Annotated in this window: 18 protein-coding genes; 16 read left to right on the forward strand and 2 right to left on the reverse strand. The window is 38.5% G+C overall.

What is annotated here, in order from left to right:
- Positions 1–526: 526 nt before the first annotated feature.
- Complete coding sequence (locus tag GKZ89_RS13925; protein ID WP_155113013.1) at positions 527–3,262, reverse strand: DEAD/DEAH box helicase; 2,736 nt, start codon at positions 3,260–3,262, stop codon at positions 527–529.
- Positions 3,255–4,850, reverse strand: a complete 1,596-nt coding sequence (locus tag GKZ89_RS13930; RefSeq protein ID WP_155113014.1) for an SWIM zinc finger family protein — start codon at positions 4,848–4,850, stop codon at positions 3,255–3,257. The genes GKZ89_RS13925 and GKZ89_RS13930 overlap by 8 nt, the downstream gene beginning before the upstream one ends.
- A 271-nt stretch (positions 4,851–5,121) precedes the next feature.
- Here GKZ89_RS13930 and GKZ89_RS21015 point away from each other — a divergent pair, with 271 nt between their 5' ends.
- The 16 genes from GKZ89_RS21015 (at position 5,122) to rffA (ending at position 21,209) form a co-directional block, all read left to right on the forward strand.
- A complete protein-coding gene (locus tag GKZ89_RS21015) occupies positions 5,122–5,262 on the forward strand; it encodes a YwzD family small protein (RefSeq protein ID WP_164502886.1) in 141 nt (46 codons plus the stop codon).
- 207 nt (positions 5,263–5,469) lie between these two features.
- The gene (locus GKZ89_RS21435; RefSeq protein WP_277753235.1) at positions 5,470–5,598 is read left to right on the forward strand and encodes a hypothetical protein; all 129 of its coding nucleotides are present in this window, start codon (positions 5,470–5,472) and stop codon (positions 5,596–5,598) included.
- Between the two features lie 181 nt (positions 5,599–5,779).
- On the forward strand, positions 5,780–6,514 hold the full coding sequence (locus GKZ89_RS13935) for a YveK family protein (RefSeq protein ID WP_155113015.1): 735 nt from the start codon (positions 5,780–5,782) through the stop codon (positions 6,512–6,514).
- Positions 6,504–7,208, forward strand: coding sequence for a CpsD/CapB family tyrosine-protein kinase (locus tag GKZ89_RS13940; RefSeq protein ID WP_155113016.1), 705 nt, complete (start codon positions 6,504–6,506; stop codon positions 7,206–7,208). The genes GKZ89_RS13935 and GKZ89_RS13940 overlap by 11 nt, the downstream gene beginning before the upstream one ends.
- A 123-nt stretch (positions 7,209–7,331) precedes the next feature.
- A complete protein-coding gene (locus tag GKZ89_RS13945; RefSeq protein ID WP_162356880.1) occupies positions 7,332–8,096 on the forward strand; it encodes a CpsB/CapC family capsule biosynthesis tyrosine phosphatase in 765 nt (254 codons plus the stop codon).
- A gap of 216 nt (positions 8,097–8,312) precedes the next feature.
- The gene (locus tag GKZ89_RS13950; RefSeq protein WP_155113017.1) at positions 8,313–10,124 is read left to right on the forward strand and encodes a polysaccharide biosynthesis protein; all 1,812 of its coding nucleotides are present in this window, start codon (positions 8,313–8,315) and stop codon (positions 10,122–10,124) included.
- Positions 10,125–10,338: 214 nt separating this feature from the next.
- Positions 10,339–10,974: a sugar transferase gene (locus GKZ89_RS13955; protein ID WP_162356882.1), complete on the forward strand. Its 636-nt coding sequence runs from the start codon at positions 10,339–10,341 to the stop codon at positions 10,972–10,974.
- Complete coding sequence (locus GKZ89_RS13960; protein ID WP_155113018.1) at positions 10,971–11,834, forward strand: NAD-dependent epimerase/dehydratase family protein; 864 nt, start codon at positions 10,971–10,973, stop codon at positions 11,832–11,834. The genes GKZ89_RS13955 and GKZ89_RS13960 overlap by 4 nt, the downstream gene beginning before the upstream one ends.
- Positions 11,835–11,869: 35 nt before the next feature.
- Positions 11,870–13,015: a glycosyltransferase family 4 protein gene (locus GKZ89_RS13965; RefSeq protein WP_155113019.1), complete on the forward strand. Its 1,146-nt coding sequence runs from the start codon at positions 11,870–11,872 to the stop codon at positions 13,013–13,015.
- 401 nt (positions 13,016–13,416) lie between these two features.
- The gene (locus GKZ89_RS13970) at positions 13,417–14,520 is read left to right on the forward strand and encodes a glycosyltransferase (RefSeq protein ID WP_155113020.1); all 1,104 of its coding nucleotides are present in this window, start codon (positions 13,417–13,419) and stop codon (positions 14,518–14,520) included.
- A gap of 64 nt (positions 14,521–14,584) precedes the next feature.
- Positions 14,585–15,550 carry an EpsG family protein gene (locus tag GKZ89_RS13975; RefSeq protein WP_155113021.1) on the forward strand — a complete coding sequence of 322 codons (966 nt, stop codon included), beginning with the start codon at positions 14,585–14,587 and terminating at the stop codon, positions 15,548–15,550.
- Positions 15,551–15,591: 41 nt separating this feature from the next.
- Positions 15,592–16,662, forward strand: coding sequence for a glycosyltransferase (locus tag GKZ89_RS13980; RefSeq protein WP_155113022.1), 1,071 nt, complete (start codon positions 15,592–15,594; stop codon positions 16,660–16,662).
- Between the two features lie 411 nt (positions 16,663–17,073).
- Entirely contained in the window at positions 17,074–18,135 is a 1,062-nt protein-coding gene (locus tag GKZ89_RS13985; RefSeq protein ID WP_155113023.1) for a TDP-N-acetylfucosamine:lipid II N-acetylfucosaminyltransferase family protein, read from the forward strand.
- A 10-nt stretch (positions 18,136–18,145) separates the two neighbouring features.
- Positions 18,146–18,802 (forward strand): acetyltransferase, encoded by a 657-nt coding sequence (locus GKZ89_RS13990; RefSeq protein ID WP_155113024.1) that lies wholly within the window; start codon positions 18,146–18,148, stop codon positions 18,800–18,802.
- A 31-nt stretch (positions 18,803–18,833) separates the two neighbouring features.
- Positions 18,834–20,030 carry an ATP-grasp domain-containing protein gene (locus GKZ89_RS13995; RefSeq protein ID WP_155113025.1) on the forward strand — a complete coding sequence of 399 codons (1,197 nt, stop codon included), beginning with the start codon at positions 18,834–18,836 and terminating at the stop codon, positions 20,028–20,030.
- Between the two features lie 3 nt (positions 20,031–20,033).
- Positions 20,034–21,209, forward strand: a complete 1,176-nt coding sequence (gene rffA, locus GKZ89_RS14000; protein ID WP_155113026.1) for a dTDP-4-amino-4,6-dideoxygalactose transaminase — start codon at positions 20,034–20,036, stop codon at positions 21,207–21,209.
- Positions 21,210–21,213 lie beyond the last annotated feature (4 nt).

The raw sequence follows: 21,213 nt of genomic DNA on the forward strand, positions 1-21,213 counted from the left end.
GAAACCAAAATTCCTATGATTAGGAGTTAACTGCGGTGTATCCATACATTTTTTGTAAGACGTGCATCGCTAATGGGACTGACCCCGCCATATGTATGTCGAATGTAAAAAACTTCAATCTGCCACGTCAGATTAAGGGGGAATTTGTTTACTAACATAATCAGGTTACGGAAAATAGAATTTTGCTGATGAGGAAGAAGAGGGAAATTAATATTTTAAAAGAGTGGAGAAAAGGAGGTGTCTGACCCGCACCCCATTAGCGAGCTAAAGCTCCGGCACCGACTCTGCGGTCCTTTGGTACACAAAGCCTCGCAGCCGCAAGTCTCCGTCCCCCGATGCGTTAAAGCAGAAGGGGACTGGCACCGTGCCAGTCCCCACATTCTCTACCGAACTAAAGCTCCTGCACCAACTCCACAACCCCTTGCTGTGCAAGGGTTCGCAGCTGCAAGTCTCTGTCCCCACATGCGTTAAAGCGGAGCGGGACTGACCCCGCCCCGCCGCCATGCATCGTCCAGCCACCAGCACCCTAAACCGTCAACGTAAACAATTCCTCCAACTCATCCGTGCTCAACTCCGTAATCCACTGCTCACTCTGCAAAATTTCATCGTTCAGCGATTGCTTCTTCTCCAGCATCCCATCAATCTTCTCCTCGATCGTCCCGGTCGTGATCAGCTTATGGACGTGCACAAAACGCTCCTGCCCGATCCGGTATGCCCGGTCCGTTGCCTGGTTCTCGACCGCCGGATTCCACCATCTATCAAAATGAATCACATGGTTCGCAGCCGTCAAATTCAGCCCCGTTCCGCCAGCCTTCAACGACAATATCAAAAACGGCACTTCCCGGCTCTGGAATTTTTCCACCATCCGGTCGCGGTCCGTTTTCGACACACTTCCGTTCAGGAACAGCACATCCTCACCGAACGCACCCTGCAGCAGCTTCTTCATCATTTCCCCCATGCCGATATACTGGGTGAAAATCAAACAGCTTTCCTCCTGCTCGCGGATCGCGGTCACAAGTTCGATCAGCTTCTCCATCTTATTCGAGCGAGCCACCACATCACTCGGCACCGCTTCCTTCAAATAAAGCGCCGGGTGATCACAGATCTGCTTCAGCTTGCCGAGCATTTTCAAAATCAATGCCTTCCGCTGCATTCCCGCAAGCTGCGAGACCTGCTCGAACGTATCCTTCACGAGCTGCTCATACATCGACGCCTGCTCGACCGTAAGCGGGATGTATTCCTTCTGCTCGAGCTTCTCCGGCAGGTTCAGGGCGACCTGTTCATCGCGCTTCGTCCTTCTCAGCAAAAACGGCCGGATGTAGCGGCGCAGTTTTTCAACGAGAACGGTGTCGCGTTCCTTCTCGATCGGCAGGACGAACTTTTTATGAAAAGAATGCAGACTGCCCAAATACCCGTGATTGATAAAATCAAAAATCGACCACAGCTCGGTCAGCCGGTTCTCCATCGGCGTCCCAGTCAGCGCGATATGCTGCAAACCGCTCAGCTTGCGGATCGCCCGCGACTGCTTCGTATGGGCATTTTTTATATTCTGCGCTTCATCGATGCAAATTGTACTCCAGGTCACCGCTTCCAGATCCTCAACGTCTGCCTGCGCGAGCCCATACGACGTCAGCACGATATCCTGATCGAGAATACTCGCGCCAAACGCCTCGCCTCGAGGCCTCGTCGGACCGTAATGTAGCCTCACCTTCAAGTGAGGCGCGAACTTCTCAATTTCCTTCTGCCAATTCCCCAATACAGACGTCGGCGCGACAATTAATGCCGGAGTATCAGGCTTTTCCACCGCCTTCACATACGTAAAGTAGGCGATCATCTGAATCGTTTTACCGAGGCCCATGTCATCCGCGAGGCAGGCCCCGAACCGGTTCTCACGCAGACCAAGCAGCCAATCCACGCCTTGCTGCTGGTAAGGCCGCAAATTTCCCAGGAAATCAGCCGGTACCTCATAGGTGGAATCATGGTTCAGTGTCGTCAGCCTCTTCATCATCCCGCGCATCTGCTTCGTGAGCTCAATCTCAATTCCTGCAAAAGCGCCCTGCGCCTCATCGTTCTCCTCGCCGTCTTCCCGGGCCAGCTCCTGGTGCAGCACATCCGACACGTGCAATCCTTCCTTCTCCGCCTTTTGCAGCAGCGTCTTCACTTGCTGGATAAAAGCGGGGTCAAGCTTGATCCACTGACCGCGGAAATTGACAAGCTTCCGCTGGTCGTTCACGAGCCGGTTGAAATCCTCCTCCGACATCTCGATCCCGTTCGTCGCAAAGCGCCAGTTAAAATCAACGAGTGTGTTCATCCCGACAAACGACTGTCCTCTCGGGGTGGAGGAGAGCTTCGCCTTCACCATCATCTGTGATTCCTTCACCACCTGCCACCAAGATGGCAGCAGGATCTCGACACCCATGTTCACGAGCGTCTCGCTCGCGTCCGTCAAAAACATCCACGCCTCATCTTCGCTCACCAATGTGACACCACCGCTAAAGCTCAGAAAAGGCACGATCTGCTGAAAGCGGTCAAGCTCCCGTTCCACGTCATCCGCAAAGCCCTTCCAGCCGCGCGGCAGGGAGGATACACCCTCATACACGTGCAGATCATCCTCGCGCTTCTTGCTGCGGAGAATCACCTCAAGACGCCATTCGCCGCCATCGTATTCCGGCTCATTCAGGCGAAGGCCGATCGTGAACGGCTTTTCATCAATATACCAGCCAATCCGCTCAAGCCAGTCCTGCTCATCGAGAAAGTACCCGGTAAAGTTCGCCATCACCGGATGGGCATCGCGGATCTCCATCCACGCCATTCGCAGGGTCTTGTTCAAGGTGATCAAATCCGAAACCGCCGCACTGAACCATTCCGCGGTAAACCCTTCAAGCTCCTCCGACTCGGGCTTCCAGCCGATCTGGCCGACCTGCCATGCCTGGAAGTCCGGTTTGAACTGCCCATAGGCGGCCAGTTTATAGATCACTCTTGCGGCATCCTGAAGCGCAGGCTGCATCACCTGGATCTCAGCCATCGAATTGAACGCGTTCTGCCCGAGCAGCTCGGCTGTCATCCAAGGGGAGAGCAAGAAGGCCGGCGTTCCGATAAAGCTGATATCCTCAAGGGCCGTTCCGTAATAGGAGGATTCATGCCAAGTGAAAAATACCCGTCTCATTTCTTTCAGGCTGACCGGCTCATCCTCATTTTTTTTCGCCCAAACGGTAAATTGAAAATCCTCCGTCTGTTCAATATGAAGTTCATAGTTATCCATCAATCAACTTTCCCTTCACCAATTCTTCCTTGAATGCGCGGAGGCGCTTATACCGTTCCTGCATCACATCCAGATAGTCTTCCCAATCCTCTTCGTTTTTCAGCTTTTTATACAGCTTCTTTACTTTTTTCATCAAACGGACCGCCCGCCGGTAGCTTTCCCGGTTCCGGTTTTCCATTTCCATGAAAATTGTCTGCTTGTAAAGACCGAGCACTGATTCCGGCTCCCGGGCCTCCGCCTCGTGCAAAAAATCCTCATCCAGCTCATAGATCGGAAACCCAAGAAGCAGATTCAGCTCCGCCCATTCGTAAAACCGCTCATCCATGCCCAGCTGGTTTTCAAAGGCCTTGTAGCTGAACGGCAGCATATCCCGGCATGCCTCCTCGAAGGTACGGTCACTATCCTTTTCGTCCGAATAGGACCTCATGATATACAACAGATGGTCCGTTCCAATCCGCTTTTCGCTGCTGCTGTAGTCTCCATCAATAAAATCCTTCCGGTGCTTCTCTAAATACGGGATCCACTTTTCCAGTCTCCGCATATTTTTCGCTGCCGCGAGAGTGCGAGCCCAGTTTAAAGAGGCAGTAAAAAAGAGTCCGCCTGCATCCTCCAGGATTTGCAGCAGCTCATCGTCTCGCTTCAATAGAAAAAGAATATGCAGGTACGCGTACAAATATCTCGTATCTGTTGCGCCTTCCTTTTCTTTTTCAACGAGAGCCTTATACTCCGCCTCCAGCCACTTCGGCCGGTTCAGCAGCTCCTCCCACAGGATCTTATACAGTTCAAATGCCGGCGGAAACAGCGCATCCCGCGCTTCGAGCAGCCTCCTAAAATACGCACCGCTCTGCTCAAGCAGCGGATCAAGCGCGAAGGGAGCGGCATAGCGGGACATCTCATCGAGCTCCTGCTCCACCGCATTGCTCATATGCGTCACATACACCTTCGCCATGTTCTGAAGCGACGGATCCTTTGCCTTCGTTCTACTGTAGGACTCCACCATCCTCATGATCGTCACAACGGCCAGGTGAATGACGAACAAACGCTTCAGCTCAAGCTTTTTCGGCGCCTTCTGCTTCAGCTTGAAAAAATACTGATGGTAAAGCCCCTGCATCGTTTTCACTTGGAGGGACTGGTATTCTTTTTCAAAATAGCTATGCCAGCTCTCGAGCGAGTCCTCCTTAAAAGTGGGCTCCTGTCTCAGAAGGGCACTGGCGCGCTGCATCTGCTTTAAAAGTTGGGCGTCGCGATCGTCCTTCCAGGCGTCCACAAACGTTCCGACGCGCTCGACGCTTGCATATACATATAAAAAAGCGGCCATCAAATGCCGGCAAAAACCGCGGGCGGGACAGGAGCATTCACTCGCCTGGACAAAATCCAGATCCAGAATAATCGAAACCGGAGACACATCCTGCACCTTCGCACGAATCCGCTCAGCGGAAACGTTCACATTATAGACACTTCCCTGCCGGTACAGCAGCAGCCCCTTTTTTACAACCGCCCGGTCATCCTCACTGCCCGGATCCAATATCGTCCGAAGCCGCTCCGCTGTAAGCAGAACGCGCTCTTTTTCAAGATCTCGCATCAGCAAACTGATCTCTCCTTTCGGGCTGCATTCGGCCCGCTTGTCGAAACTTCAGAAGTCCTAGCACGATAGGCACTTCCAAAGACTGTATCCATTCCTTTATTATAACGTAGAAAAATGTTTCGTTAAAAGGTTTCGAAAAAGGAAAATGCGGGGACTTAATTGTCAGAACGACTCGAATCGTATAAGAAGAGGCTTGCAAATTTTGTAATCTCTTATTATACTATTCTTCGTACATGCTGTATAAAATTGTAAAAGTGAGAGGGAACAATGTACAATGGACACTAAGCAGATGAAACAAGAGGAGTTTCTGCAAATCCTGATGCACGCCTACCGCACTGGCGAGCAGAGAAACGTAACGACAAAAGAGATGCTCGAAGAAATCATAACGCAAATGAAAAAAGTCTATGCATCCTGAGTGGATCGCCCATACATGAAAAGAGAGTCCGGACTCCCCGCCGGGCTCTTTTTCGATAACATTCCGCAAAACCCGCAAATAATTTTTTGCGGGTTTTTGAAATTTTATGATTCTAAATACCTACAAAAACTCCATTGCTCTTACACGATAAGGTAAATGAAGCAATCATAATCGACATCATTCGACCAAATCAAAGGAGAGACCAACATGTCCCACCAATGGATGACCCCCGAACAAGCGGAATTAAAAAAACAGCGCAAGCAGCGTTTTATCATGATTTCTATTCCGATAGCAACCATTGTACTCGGCGCGCTGCTAACCATACTTACAAACTGATAGAAAAGCACAGGCTTGTAGGAGCCTGTGCTTTTTAGGTCTTTTGTCACTAGTTCAAAATTAGTTAAAAATAGAGTTTCTTTGTAAATTTTTTGTATCAATTTCCTGTTTTATGTGGTAAATTCCTATCTTGGGAACTATAATTGCAAGTATTCCTACTCAATAACAGATGGAGGCAACTATGGAAGAAACTATCAGTCTGAAAGAGCTCTTTCAGACACTCAAGAAACGTCTCGCCCTTATTTTTATGATTACTGCCCTGGCAACCGCAGCAAGCGGTGTGGTCAGCTACTTTTTTCTAACCCCGATCTATCAAGCGTCCACACAGATTCTTGTCAACCAATCCAAAAACGAGCAGCAGGCTTACCAATTCAATGAGATTCAAACAAATATTCAGCTGATCAATACGTATAGCGTCATCATGAAAAGTCCGGCCATTATGGACAAAGTGGAAGCACAGCTGAAAACGGAATTATCAGAGGATGCGATCACGGTCGCAAGTGAAAAGGACTCTCAGGTGTTTACGGTGACCGTTGAAGATGAAAACCCGGCTCAGGCTGTTAAAATCGCTAATGCAACTGCGAATGTATTCCAGAGTGAAATCAAAAACATCATGAAGATCGACAACGTCAGCATTCTGTCAAAGGCAACTTCAGGCGAAGATCCGTCTCCGGTGAAGCCGCAGCCTGTTCTGAATATGGCGATTGCCCTTGTAGTAGGTTTAATGGCTGGTGTCGGGATCGCGTTCCTGCTTGAATACCTGGATAACACGATCAAGACAGAACAAGATATTGAAAAACTGCTCGAGCTGCCGATTTTAGGAGCGATTACAACAATTACAGAAGATATGGAAGCAGCAGGACCATCCCAAAAGCAATCCTACACCAAGGCAAGAGGTGAAACGTATGGCGCGTAAAGACCGCAAACAAATTTTTCAGATTCAGAACCGCAGCCTGATTTCCATGAATAATCCAAAATCTCCGGTTGCTGAGCAATACAGGACGATTCGGACTAATATCGAATTTTCACAAGTAGAAGGCAATCTGACTACAATGCTTATCACATCCTCAGGGCCGGGTGAAGGAAAATCTACGACATCCGCCAATATGGCCGTTGTATTTGCCCAGCAAGGGAAAAAGGTGCTGCTCATCGACGGAGATCTGAGAAAGCCGACAGCTCACTTCACTTTTAAAATGGATAATTCCGTAGGACTTACAAATGTACTGACTCGACAAATGTCTCTTCAGAACACGGTCCAGCTTACTGATCAGACAAACCTGCATCTTTTAACAAGCGGTCCAATTCCGCCGAACCCTTCAGAACTGCTTGCATCCGGCAATATGCGGAGTCTGCTGGATGAAGCAAGAAAATTATACGATTTAATTATTTTCGACACACCGCCAGTTCTTGCCGTAACAGATGCCCAGGTGCTGGCCAACCAGGTAGATGGAGTTGTTCTCGTTGTTAGCTCGGGCAAAACAGAGATTGAACGTGCTCAAAAGGCAAAAGAACAGCTTTTTAATGCAAGTGCCAAAATTCTTGGTGTCGTTCTTAACAATAAAAAACAAGAAGACAGCCTCTATTATTATTATGGAGTAAAAAAGTCATAATTCGACAAAATTTACCCCTTTAAGCAGATTAAGGATAATGATAGGATTAAAATAGTGTAGAAAAACATAAAAATAGGTCGAAAGATTTAAAAATAACGCAAAAATATAAAGGAGGTGTTCTGTGTGATTGACATACACTGTCACATTCTTCCGGGTCTCGATGACGGATCACAGCATCTGACAGATTCCATCGCTATGGCCAGGGCTGCAGTAGAGGAAGGGATTACGAAAATTGTGGCTACACCCCATCATCAAAATGGAACATACGACAACCAGAAGGATGAAATCGTTGATCACACAGAACGCTTGAATAAAGAGCTAGACGCCCTTCATATTCCGCTCACGATCATACCCGGTCAAGAAGTACGAATCCACGGTGAACTTCTGCAAGGAATTGAGAACGATGAAATCCTTCCCATTCACGGAACCAGCTGCCTGTTAATTGAATTCCCATCCGGACACGTACCAAGATACGCAGAGAAGATGCTGTTTGATCTTCAACTGAAAGGGATTACCCCTATTATCGTCCATCCCGAGCGCAACCGGGAAATCAATGAGAATCCCGATCTTCTTTATACTTTTGTCAAAAAAGGGGCCTTAACCCAAGTAACAGCGGCCAGCCTGACTGGCCAATTCGGAAAAAAAATCCGCAACTTCTCGCTGGACCTTGTCGAAGCACAGCTCACACACTTTATTGCATCAGATGCGCATAACACGACTTCAAGAGGCTTCCAGCTTTTAAATGGAATAAACGTTCTTGAAAAAGAATTCGGAAGTCAGGCAGCGTACTACTATAGAGAAAACGCCGAGCTGCTGATCAGCGGTCAGACTGTATTTGCCAAGGAACCAAGCCGGATCAAGAAAAAGAAATTCCTCGGCATATTTTAAAAGAAACAAAAAGGTGATGCCTCCTGACCTCTATCAACGGAGACACTCGGCCGCACTGTGGGTGCAAACCTTAGACGCCTGTCGTCAATAGTGCGGTGTGAGGGTGGGTTGAATGCCCATTTATATTTATACATAAAAGAACGATCTAATGAGCGAACACGAGTTTGTTCTTTCATTAGATCTGTTCTTGTAAAACACATAAAGGAGAGTGGTCTAATGACGTTCGGAAAAAGACTGGCATTCTTGGTTTTTTTGGATTCGTTTACCGTCGTTGCTGCTATTTATCTCAGTTATTTCATGATCAATCCTGCCAAAGAGCTTCTCAATCCTGCAATCATAATCAGTTCAGTCGTGCTGCTGGCAGCGCATCACATTTTTGCTTCTCTTTACAAGCTGTATGTAAAGGCGTGGGAATACGCCAGCATAAAAGAACTGCTGGCTATTTTTTATGCAGTATCCTTTTCAGCGTTCACAACCGGAGTTTTTCAGCAGGTGGCTTACCAGGATGTCTATGTACGCATACTACTCATTACGTGGTTAATTCATATGGTGTTAATATGTGGGACAAGGTTTTGCTGGAGAATCTTCAGAGATGTCTATTATAGAAATGCTTCTGACAAAAAGAGGACATTAATAATCGGGGCCGGAATGACAGGTACGATGGTAGCAAGGCAGCTGATGAACAATCGTAACACAAACCTGCTTCCTGTCGCATTTCTGGATGATGATAAGAAAAAGCAGAATCTGCAGATTTTTGGGTTGGCTGTTGCCGGAGGAATTGAAGCGATAGAAGAAGCTTGCAGCAAACTATCAATCGAAACGATTATTCTAGCCATTCCTTCATTGGATAAAATGGCACTAAATACAATTTATAGCAATTGTGAGAAAATAAACGTTAAGGTGTTAACGATCCCAAAGATGGAAGATATCATGCTTGGCAAGGTATCTTCAAATGAATTCAGAGATGTAAAAGTGGAAGATTTACTCGGTAGAGAACCTGTTGAACTGGATATAGAAGGAATTACAGAAACCATTTCGGAAAAAACGATTTTAGTAACTGGAGCCGGAGGTTCGATTGGCTCTGAAATCTGCAGGCAGATCTGCAGATTCAGCCCATCAAAAATTATCTTATTAGGCCATGGAGAGAACAGTATCTATCAAATCGACATGGAACTCCGCAGCAAATTACAGAATGAAATAGAAATTATCCCTGTTATAGCCGATATACAAGACCGGAACCGAATCTTTGAAATCATGCAGGAGTACAAGCCATATGTGGTATACCATGCGGCGGCTCATAAGCACGTGCCCTTAATGGAGTACAACCCGAGAGAAGCAGTGAAGAATAACATTTTCGGTACTAAAAATGTGGCAGAAGCAGCGGATACATTTGGCGTAAACACATTCGTATTAATTTCATCTGACAAAGCCGTTAACCCGCCGAATGTGATGGGTGCTACGAAAAGATTCGCAGAAATGATGATTCAGCATCTGTCCCAAAAAAGCTCGACAAAGTTCGTAGCCGTTCGTTTCGGTAACGTTTTGGGCAGCAGAGGAAGTGTCATTCCTTTATTTAAAAAGCAAATCCAATCAGGTGGCCCGGTTACTGTAACCCATCCAGAAATGACAAGGTATTTCATGACAATTCCGGAGGCCTCACGACTCGTCATTCAAGCGGGGTCATTAGCACGGGGTGGAGAAATCTTTGTTCTAGATATGGGAGAACCGGTTAAAATAGTTGATCTTGCAGAAAATTTGATCAAATTGTCTGGTTATACAACTAAAGAAATAGGTATGAATTTTTCAGGACTACGTCCTGGAGAAAAGATGTATGAAGAGCTTCTCAACGAAAATGAAGTCCATTCAAAGCAAATATTTCCTAAAATTCATATTGGGAAGGCTGCATTAATCAATGAAGAAATCTTACTTGATTTCATGAAAGACTTCTATGTATTGGAAGAAGGCGAGATTAGAGATAGATTGTTGGATATGGCTAATAATCGGATAAATGTAACGACTGCTGTTTAGGTCGTCTTAAGTTAATTATGTAGGAAAATTAATAAAAATAGTTTATTCAATTGGTCAAATGAAATTGTAAGTTCAAAGTAATTTGTCTTGTGCGAACCTAAGGTTTAAAAATATGTTAAATAATATTTAGCGGTAGAAGGATCCACTCTTTGATATAAATTGTGGATCCTTTTACCATTTTGCTAAAACATAAAGACACGGAGGAGTTCAGCAAGTGTATATGAAGATTAAAAGGTTACTAGATATTATTCTTTCTTTAACTGGGCTAATATTATTATCACCGTTTATTTTAATTTTTGTAATAGCTATAAAGCTCGAGTCAAAAGGCTCTGTATTGTTTAAACAAAAACGTATTGGCATAAATAAGACACATTTCAATATCCTGAAGTTCCGCACTATGAGAATAGATACACCTAAGGACACGCCCACACATTTGCTGGAAAATCCAGAACAGTATATCACTAGAATGGGTAAGTTTTTGAGAAAGACTTCACTTGATGAGCTACCGCAGATTTGGAACATCTTTGTCGGTCAGATGAGTATCATTGGACCTAGACCTGCATTGTGGAATCAATATGATTTAATCGCTGAACGTGATAAGTATGGAGCAAATGATGTTCCGCCAGGGCTAACTGGCTGGGCTCAGATTAATGGGCGTGATGAGCTTCCTATTGAAATCAAGTCCAAGTTGGACGGGGAGTATGTTGAAAGAATAAGTTTCTGGATGGATGTAAAGTGCTTCTTTGGTACCGTCGTTAGTGTTTTAAAAAGTGACGGTGTTGTTGAAGGTGGGACTGGAACTACAACGAAGAAAGAAATCGCGAGTAGTAAGGAGAGTATTTCTAAATGAAAAAAATACTGATAACTGGTAAGAACAGCTATGTGGGTACGAGCCTGGAGAAATGGCTAGGAAACTATCCTGATAGATACTTGATAGATTCAATTAGTTTAAGAGACGATTCGTGGAAGGAGAAAGACTTTTCAGAATATGATGTTGTAGTTCATGTAGCTGGGATAGCACATGTTTCGTCCGATCCTAAAATGGAAGATATGTATTATAAAGTGAACCGAGATCTTACAATAGAGTCTGCTGAAAAGGCCAAAACAGAAGGAGTTAAGCAGTTTATTTTTATGAGCAGTATTATTGTATATGGGGATAGTAGTAGCAATAGAAGAGTAATCGACAAAAATACAACCCCTACACCGAGTAATTTTTATGGGAATAGTAAATTGCAGGCTGAGCAGGGTATCAAACCTTTAGAAAATGAAAACTTTAAGGTCGCTATAATTAGACCCCCAATGATTTATGGGAAAGGGTCCAAAGGGAATTATTCCAGACTTGCAAAGCTGGCTCGAAAATTACCTTTATTTCCTGATATAGATAACCAGCGTAGCATGCTCCATATTGATAATCTTTGTGAGTTCTTAAAAATTATCATTGATAATCAAGATTGTGGACTTTTCTATCCACAGAATAAGGAGTATGTTAAGACGAGTGAGATGGTTAGTCTTATAGCAGCAGTACATGGGAAGAATATGATGTTAACCAAGATGTTTAATAGCCCTTTGAGAATATTAGCATTTAAGATTAGCTTGATTAATAAATTGTTTGGAAATTTGGTATATGAACAGTCAATGAGTAATCATGAAGTGGAATATAGGATTAGGAATTTTAAAGAGTCAATTAAATTGTCAGAGTTAGATTATTAATTAACTTAGTTTATACATGGAACAGAGGTGTACCAATGAAAAAAGCATTAATGATGGCATCAGTAGCCTCCATGATCGATCTATTTAATATGGATAATATAAAAATCCTTCGAGATATGGGATTTGAAGTTCATGTAGCTTGCAATTTTGAATACGGAAGTATAACAAGTCAAGAACGAGTAGATAAATTCCGCACGGATCTTGAAAATAATGGAATAAAAACCTTCCATATTCCTGTACCACGAAGTATGTCTGCAATTAAAAATATCGTAAGATCTTATAACTACATGAAAAAATTATGCGCAGAACATAACTATCAAATTGTTCATTGTCATTCCCCGATTGGTGGAGTTATTGCTAGAATGGCTTGCAGAAATTTGAGGAAGTATGGGACTAATGTAATATATACTGCGCATGGTTTTCATTTTTTTAAAGGAGCTCCTTTAAAAAATTGGCTAATGTACTATCCTGTAGAGCGCTATCTCTCAAAATTTACTGATATATTAATTACAATTAATAAAGAAGACTTTAGGAGGGCATATGGTTCTTTCAATTCAAAAAGTATTCAGTATGTTCCTGGTATTGGACTCGATACTAAGAAAATTGAACTTAAGTCTGTAAATAGAGTAGAAAAACGTAATGAATTAGGAATTAACAACAACGGGTTAATTTTACTTTCTGTTGGTGAGATAAATAAGAATAAAAACCACGAAACGGTAGTTAGAGCTTTATCAAAAATAAATAATTCTAATATATATTATGTTATATGTGGAAAAGGTCCACTTGATAATCATTTAAGAAAAATAATAAAAGAATTAGGAATGGAAAAACAAATAATGTTATTAGGTTACCGAACAGATATTGTAGAAATAGCTAAGGTCTCAGATATTTTTGTTTTTCCTTCTTTTCGGGAGGGGCTTTCTGTAGCCCTAATGGAAGCAATGGCTTGTGGTTTACCAATAGTGTGCTCAAATATCCGTGGAAATAATGATTTAGTTAAAGATAGAAGAGGTGGATACTTAGTTACCCCATCTAATACTGATATGTTTGCAAGTGCAATAAGTAAGTTAATTAGTGATAAAAGGTTATGTATCGAAATGGGCGAGTATAATAAAGAAAAAATAGTAAACTGCGATATAAGATTAATAAATGAAAAAATAAAAAAAATATACAATAATTAAAGGGAAGTTAGATAGAAAAGAGTCGTTCATCTATTAATTTTCATTTAATGGAGAGGAAAATGTTACAATTTTAAAATTAAATGGTTAATAATTTAGGATGTGCATGTTCCTTTAATTGAACAACAGTGTGATTAAATACAGAGCGTTGTCAAATATTTTGACCTAATATAAAATACATGCCTATGACTAAACAGCTAGCTTGAATTATAAATTTTGAAGATAAAGCTTGAATTATTCCCTACTTTATTGATTGGAATTTACAAGAATATGTATTCTCAAGGTGATTAATGTGTTAATTTATCCTATAAAGTGAGTACTTATTATATTTAAGGAACAATATGAGAACTGGCTATTATTCTATTCTATTCTGTTGAAAGTCGTATATCTAGGAGAGACGAGCTTTGAGAATACTTCACATAATAAACAATCTAGGCCCAGGTGGGGCAGAAAAATTAATAGAAGAATTATCACCAGCAATTAATAATTTGGCAGGAACAAGTTTAGACATCCTGGTATTATCTAAAGATAACAATATATATTATGATTCCTTAAGTTCAAAAGGAATAAAAGTAGACATAATTAGGTCTCAAAGTATTTATAGTCCACTTCACATTTTGAAAATAAACACCTACATTAATAAAGGGAATTATGATATAGTTCATTCCCATTTGTTCCCAACGCAATATTGGGTTGGATTATCTAGAATATTTTCCAACAGTAAAAAGGTGAAATACGTTACAACTGAACACAGTACAAATAATAGAAGAAGGAATAAACCATATTTTAGATTAATGGATAAGTATATTTATTCTAAATATGATTCTGTCATTTCAATTACGGATAATACAAGAAAAAATCTAGTTAACTGGATTAAGCCAAAAGATCGTGAACTTAACAGATATAAAGTGATTGAAAATGGTATTAACATAGATAAATTCATTAATGCTGCTCCATATAGTAAAAATAAAATAAAGGAGGAGTTCTCGGAACAAACAAAATTGATATGTATGGTAGGAAGGTTTGAAAAGGCAAAGGACCAGGCAACTCTTATTAGAGCAATGAAAGTACTTTCTTCGGAAATTCATTTATTGCTTGTAGGGGAAGGGGCATTAAAAGGAAACAATATGAGTTTAGCTAAAGAACTTGGGGTTTCAAACAGAGTGCACTTTTTAGGGTTTAGAAATGATATTCCTAATGTGCTTAAGACTGTAGATATCGTAATATTGTCTTCCTATTGGGAAGGACTTAGTTTATTTTCCATAGAGGGGATGGCATGCGGAAAACCCTTCATAGCAACTAAAGTACAGGGTCTAGAAGAAATTGTTGGTGGATATGGATTATTGTTCCGTCAAGGTGATGTTAAGGGCCTTTGTTTATTAATAAATAAATTACTATCTGATAGAATTTTTTATAAAGAAGTATCAGAAAGGTGTATTACAAGATCAAGAACATATGACCTTAGGAATACAGTGGAAAAACTTGTGCAACTATACAGAAATTTATAATTCACTTTGTAGAGTTTTTTAATAGTTACTATAGTCCATCTCTGCGATTAGGAGTGAATACATTTTGAAAAATGATTTACTAGATGTAAGTAATAAACTTAAACTGAAAAAAGGCATTTATTTATTAATTTCGGTAATCATAGCTTTTTTATTTGCATTACCTGAAGACATTACTTGGGCAAGAGATCGTTTAAATTATTTAACTTACGCTGAATCAAGTTCAATAATTATACAACGCTATCTTTCTACCGGCATTTTATCAATTTTTTCAAATGAACCATTGTTCTTGGTAATAAATATAATTTTGTTGGCCATGTTTCCTCCAGAACAAATAGTGAGAATAATAATTTTTATATCTACTTTAGGTGTTTTATACGCTTTGGGGAAGGTAACAAACTATAGCTTCTGGATTATTATATTATTCCTCTTTATACCGCAAATAGTAAAAAATCATATAATTCATTTAAGGCAAGGTTTAGGATTAAGTTTTTACCTAATAGGTTTAACTCTTAATAATAAATTTAGTAGATACTTAAAAGTTTCTGCAGTTTTTATTCACAGTAGTTTTGCATTTCTAATACTTTTTGAAATTTTAGAAAGTTTCCTCAAAAAAATTAAATTTAATTTTGCGTTAAGATTAGTAACTTCCACTATATTCTTGACTTTTTTCGTTTTTCTTGTGCCCGAATTGGCGCGTTTATTTGGAGATAGAAGAGCAGCTGACTATGACTTTTCAATAGCGCAAAGTGCGAGTGGCTTAGGTTTTTTATTATGGGCTGTAGCTGGTAGTATATTCATTCTAACTATAAAAAAGGATAAAATAAATGTTATTGCTTGTTATGGAATAATGTTTTATCTAGTTTCTTATTTCTTTTTGGATTTTGGGGCAAGAATATTAGAAAATATTATTCCTTTAATTTTATGTGCAGTATTAAAAGATCAAAAAGAAACTAAAATATTCTTTATTATTTTTTTAACAATATATGGATTTATACAATGGTACACAAATGGTTATAGTTTCCTCATATAGGAATAAGTTATTTTCAATCGCATTTATAAGGTAGGAGAAGCATGAAGAAAATAAAGGTGCTGCAGATTATACCAAGTTTTGGCGTTGGTGGAGCGGAGAAATTAGTTTTAGATTATCTATATTTCTTTGATAATGAGACAGTCGAAATCAAAGCAATTTCTATGTTCGAGAATCAAAATACTATAAATGATGAATTTATAAGAGAAAAAGGATTAGATGTCGTATATTTAGATAAAAAACCAGGCTTAGATTTAAGCATGTTTATAAAAATTAATAAAATTATTAAAGAGTTTGAACCTGATGTTATCCACAGCCATATGAATACAATGAAGTATTTAATTTTTAGTAAAGGAAAAGTAAAATTATTTCATACTATTCATAATGAGCCGGAAAAAGATGCATATGGTATGGACAAATTAGCTAATAAGTTTAGTTTTAAATATTTAAAATGTACACCTATCACTCTTTCGGAAGAGTTAGCAGAAAAAGCAAACGAATACTACGGCATAAATAATGCAATTGTTGTAAATAATGGAATAGATTTTAAAAAATTTATTAGTCTTAAACACAGTAAAGAGGATTTGAGAAAAAAACTAGGTCTTCCTACAGATTCATTTATAATTGGTCATGTTGGTAGGTTTATGGACCAAAAAAATCATGATTTTTTAATTAACATCTTCGCGGAAGTAGTAAAGGTTAAGGAAAATTCTTTGTTACTGTTAGTTGGAGATGGAGAATTACGATGTTACATTGAAGAGAAAGTTAAAAAATTAGGTTTAATAGGGAAAGTGAAATTCCTAGGTTTAAGAAAAGATATTCCTGAAATAATAAAAACTTTAGATGTTTTTTTGTTTCCATCTTTACACGAAGGATTTCCAATTACCTTAATAGAAGCCCAAGTAGCAGGTGTGAGATGTGTGATTTCAGATCTAATCGATAGAAGAATTGTTCTTAATATTGATACAGTTCCCGTAAGTTTGAATACTCCTGCTCGTGAATGGTGTAATACCGTATTAAATAATGAAATTAAAGGAACCCCTATTGATAAAATAGATTATTTCGATATTAATGTAATTGTTAAACAACTAGAAAGAAAATATCGAGAGGAATAACAAGGTATACCTTATCCGGTAGTTATTGCATTGCTTAGTTGCTATCTTATGAAGAGCAAAATATCTTAAAATTTCAAAGATGGACAAAAAATATCTTAAATTTAATAAAGGCAGCGTTAGAAGAATTGAAATGTTATATTTAGTGCTGTTTTTGAGAGAAAAAAAGTTTTTAATGTTAAAATATTATTTACCAATAACCGATGAGATCGCTGTTTAAATATATAAGAAGAATTGTAGTAATGATTACCTAAAAGAGCAATTAATTTATAATTCTGAACAAGAAACATTTAGAACTAAAAATAATTGGAAACAATAGTGGTTTTAATAAGGCGGACAAAAAATGAACTGTATCTCGAAATCAACATCAAAAAGAAGGTATAGTTTATAGGGAAGATAAGAAGGAGGTAAACATTGAAGTATTTACATGTTTTTTCCACTGATGAAAATGAAAAATTTTCAAAGTCATTTATAGAGTTTGTTAATAGTAATTTTAATTCGAAAGATCATGTTTTTTTATTGAGTAATGGGAAAGAGACTAAAACCTATATTTCAAACGCACCTAATTTAAAGATATTGCCATATAATTTAAACAGCATTCTATTAATTTCCCAGTATATGATAAAGTCAAAAAGAATTTTTTTTCATGGGTTTAGCAACAACAAATATATAGATGCCGCCCTTTTTTTTCAACCTTTATTGTTAAAAAAAAGTTTTTGGATAATTTGGGGTGGAGATTTATATCTCTATAAATCACAAAATGAAAGTATTAGAAATAAAATACGCGAAATGCCTAGGAGATTCATTTTTAAAAATATTGGTGGATTAATAACCCATATTAAAGGTGATTACGAATTAGCCAAAAAGTGGTATGGAGCAAAAGGGAAGTATTATTATTCATTTATGTACTTGAGTAATTTACATAAGAAGCATGATGATATTCATGTAAAAAAGGATAATAAAATTTATATACAAGTTGGAAATTCTGCATTAGATACTAATGAACACATAGAGATATTTAATAAATTAAAGATATATAAAGAGGAAGCGATAGAAATAATTTGCCCCCTTTCATATGCACATGAATCTAATCCTAACTACAGAGACAAAGTTATAGAAACCGGTAGAAGTATATTTGGTGATAAATTTAATCCTATTGTAGAGTTTCTTCCTTTTAACGAGTATGTTAGTTTATTATCAAAAGTCGATATTGCGATTTTTAATCATAAAAGGCAGCAGGCAGTCGGAAATATAACCACTTTACTTGGGTTAGGTAAAAAGGTCTACATTAGAAATGACATTACAACTTGGGATTTTTGTAGAGAGCATGGACTAAAAGTATTTAATGCAAATGGTAATTTAGATGATTTGTTTGTGAAAATGGACAATTACAGCAGTAGGGAAAATGTTAATAATGTAAAAAGTATGTTCTCAGAAGAGAAGCTAATAGAAGATCTGAATAAACTCTTTTCATAGGGGCGCTGTTATGAAAATTATTATATTTGGTGTAGGAGACCTTGCTAAACAACTTTACTACTATATTAGTAGAGAGGAAAAGTATGAGCTGGAATATTTTTGTGTGAATAAATCTTTTTTCAGTGAAAGTAAGTATTTAGGGAAAGAAGTAATTACTTTTGAAGATTGTTTAGGATTTCTATCTAATAAAGAATATAAGTTTATCTTAGGTGTAGGGTACAAGAATTTGAAAATGAGAAAAATAATTTTTGATATGATTAAAGAAAAAGGCTTTGATTTTATTAATTATATAAGTCCGAGTGCAACAGTCTATGGCGATATAAAAGGTGAAGGAAATATTATACTACCTAATGTTACAATAGAGCCATTTTCAGTTGTCAGAGATAACAATATAATATGGAGCAATTCTACAATTTGTCATGATAGTGTTATTGGAAATCATAATTTTATAGCAGCTAATTCTGTTGTGGGTGGTTTTTCTAAAATATTAGAGAATAATTTTTTAGGGTTTAATTCTATCATTAAAGATAACATTAGTGTGGAAAGGGAAGTGCTAATTGGAGCAAACAGTTTAGTGATAAAATCTCCAGAAAACTATAGTGTTTATTATGGGACACCTGCAAGGAAAATAAGAGAGCATTTTAAAAATGGTTTACAAATAGAATGATTACCCCTACTCCATAACTTCAAATACCTTTTTGAATTACTATGAGTTTTTTCGTCTTATAAAAGGAGCGATTTATATTAAAAAGCTAGTTGTAATAGGTGCAAACGAATTTCAAAAGAAGTTAGTTGTAAGAGCAAATGAACTAGGTTATGAAACTCATGTCTTTGCGTGGGAAGAGGGAGCAGTTGCCAAGGAAATAGCAGATTTTTTTTATCCTATTAGTATTACAGATAAAGAAAGTATTTTTAAATTTGTAAGTCAAATAAATCCTGATGGTATATGCTCTGTAGCATCTGATATGGCAATGCCTACAGTTAATTATATTGCAAAAAAATTAGGTTTAATAGGAAATTCGCTAGAGTCCACCGAATTAACAACAAATAAGTTTAAAATGAGGAAAGCTTTGAGTGAAGAAAACTTACCTTGCCCTAACTTTTATTTAGTGAAGGATAGCAACTCTATAGATTTTGAAGGAATAAAATTCCCTGTGATTATTAAACCCATTGATAGGTCTGGCAGTAGGGGGATTCGAAGAGTAGAATATATTGATGAAATTGATAACGCGATTGAAAATGCCAAAACGGTCTCTAGTGAAGATAGAGTCTTGGTTGAAGAATATATAGATGGAAAAGAATATAGCGTTGAACATATTACGCAAAATGGTAGACATATATTTTTACAAATAACAGAGAAGTTTACAACTGGTGCACCTAATTTTATAGAAAAGGGACATCTATCACCAGCTAGATTGTCTAATGAAAAAAAGCAAGAAATTATTAACATAGTTGAAAAGTCTTTGAGTGTATTAAAAGTTGAGAATGGGGCATCTCATTCTGAAGTAAAAATAACACCAGATGGTAAAATAAAAATAATCGAAATTGCTGCAAGAATGGGTGGAGACTTTATTGGATCTGATATGGTTTACTTATCTACAGGTTTCGACTTTCTAGAAAGCGTAATAAGAGTAGCTGTTGGAGAACCAATAAAATTAGACGATTTTAATCCTATAGAAAAAAATTCTATGGTAAGTTTCATTTTTAATGATTTTGATAAAGGGAAGTTTGAATTTTTAAAAAAGATGTACCCAACCATTATCAAAGAATATTACATTAAAAAAGAAATGAACAACGTATATGATAGTTCTTCTAGAAATGGTTATTTTATTCTAGAGACCACTAATAAAGAGTTACTATCAGAAGTGTTAAAAGTAACTAACATGGAGGATTAAGACATGATAGTATTTAATGTACCGCCTCTTGTGGGAAATGAAGAAGCTTATATCGGACAAGCTATTAAAAAAAATCAAAAACTTTGTGGAGATGGTCCCTTTACTAAAAAGTGTAATTCCTGGTTTGAAGAGCACTTTAATACTCCCAAAGCTTTACTAACAACTTCATGTACTCATGCTCTAGAGATGGCTGCCCTTTTGATTAATATTAAACCAGGTGATGAAGTGATTGCTCCTTCATATACTTTTGTGTCAACAGTAAATGCTTTTGTTTTACGTGGTGCAAAAATAGTATTTGTTGACATTCGTCCAGATACTATGAATATTGATGAAACCCTAATTGAAGCAGCGATTACAAATAAAACGAAAGCAATCATTCCTGTTCATTATGCAGGAGTAGCTTGTGAGATGGATAGGATTATGGAAATTGCTAATCATCACAAACTATTTGTAGTAGAAGATGCGGCACAGGGAGTAATGGCAACTTATAAAGGGAAGATGCTTGGGACGATTAGTGATCTGGGCTGCTATAGTTTTCATGAGACAAAAAATTATTCTATGGGAGAAGGAGGGGCACTTCTTATTCAAAATAAAGAATTTATGGAGCGCGCAGAGTTTATCCGTGAAAAAGGAACAAATCGTAGTAGGTTCATTCGTGGACAAGTAGACAAATATACATGGATAGACATTGGAAGTTCATATCTTCCTAGCGAATTAAATGCAGCATACTTGTTTGCTCAGTTGGAGGAAGCTGCTAAAATAAATAATAACCGTTTAAAAACTTGGGAAATTTACTATAATGGTTTGAGAGAGCTTGAAGAAAAAGGTTATATTCAATTACCGGTTATTCCGGAAAATTGTAATCATAATGCGCATATGTTTTATATTAAGTGCCGTGATATTGAAGAAAGAACTAAGCTTATTAAATTCATGGAAGAGAGTAATATTCAGACAGTATTTCATTATATTCCTCTGCATTCGTCTAAAGCTGGAATGAAGTACGGAGAGTTTTCTGGAAAAGATAGGTACACCACAAAAGAAAGTAAACGTTTGGTTAGGTTACCATTGTATTATGGGATTGATCCTGAATCTGTATGTACTGTAATATCACATATTAAAAAGTTCTATAAAATGAATAACGAAAGAACTAATGATATAAACAAAATGGTATTACTGTAAAAAT

The organism is Metabacillus mangrovi, from assembly GCF_009711125.1.
GTDB classification, from domain to species: Bacteria; Bacillota; Bacilli; order Bacillales; family Bacillaceae; genus Metabacillus_B; species Metabacillus_B mangrovi.

Coding starts and splice junctions, on each gene's coding strand:
- GKZ89_RS13925 (WP_155113013.1), bottom strand. CDS start 3,262: ATGGATAACTATGAACTTCATATTGAACAGACGGAGGATTTTCAATTT.
- GKZ89_RS21015 (WP_164502886.1), top strand. CDS start 5,122: ATGGACACTAAGCAGATGAAACAAGAGGAGTTTCTGCAAATCCTGATG.
- GKZ89_RS21435 (WP_277753235.1), top strand. CDS start 5,470: ATGTCCCACCAATGGATGACCCCCGAACAAGCGGAATTAAAAAAACAG.
- GKZ89_RS13935 (WP_155113015.1), top strand. CDS start 5,780: ATGGAAGAAACTATCAGTCTGAAAGAGCTCTTTCAGACACTCAAGAAA.
- GKZ89_RS13940 (WP_155113016.1), top strand. CDS start 6,504: ATGGCGCGTAAAGACCGCAAACAAATTTTTCAGATTCAGAACCGCAGC.
- GKZ89_RS13950 (WP_155113017.1), top strand. CDS start 8,313: ATGACGTTCGGAAAAAGACTGGCATTCTTGGTTTTTTTGGATTCGTTT.
- GKZ89_RS13960 (WP_155113018.1), top strand. CDS start 10,971: ATGAAAAAAATACTGATAACTGGTAAGAACAGCTATGTGGGTACGAGC.
- GKZ89_RS13965 (WP_155113019.1), top strand. CDS start 11,870: ATGAAAAAAGCATTAATGATGGCATCAGTAGCCTCCATGATCGATCTA.
- GKZ89_RS13980 (WP_155113022.1), top strand. CDS start 15,592: ATGAAGAAAATAAAGGTGCTGCAGATTATACCAAGTTTTGGCGTTGGT.
- GKZ89_RS13990 (WP_155113024.1), top strand. CDS start 18,146: ATGAAAATTATTATATTTGGTGTAGGAGACCTTGCTAAACAACTTTAC.
- rffA (WP_155113026.1), top strand. CDS start 20,034: ATGATAGTATTTAATGTACCGCCTCTTGTGGGAAATGAAGAAGCTTAT.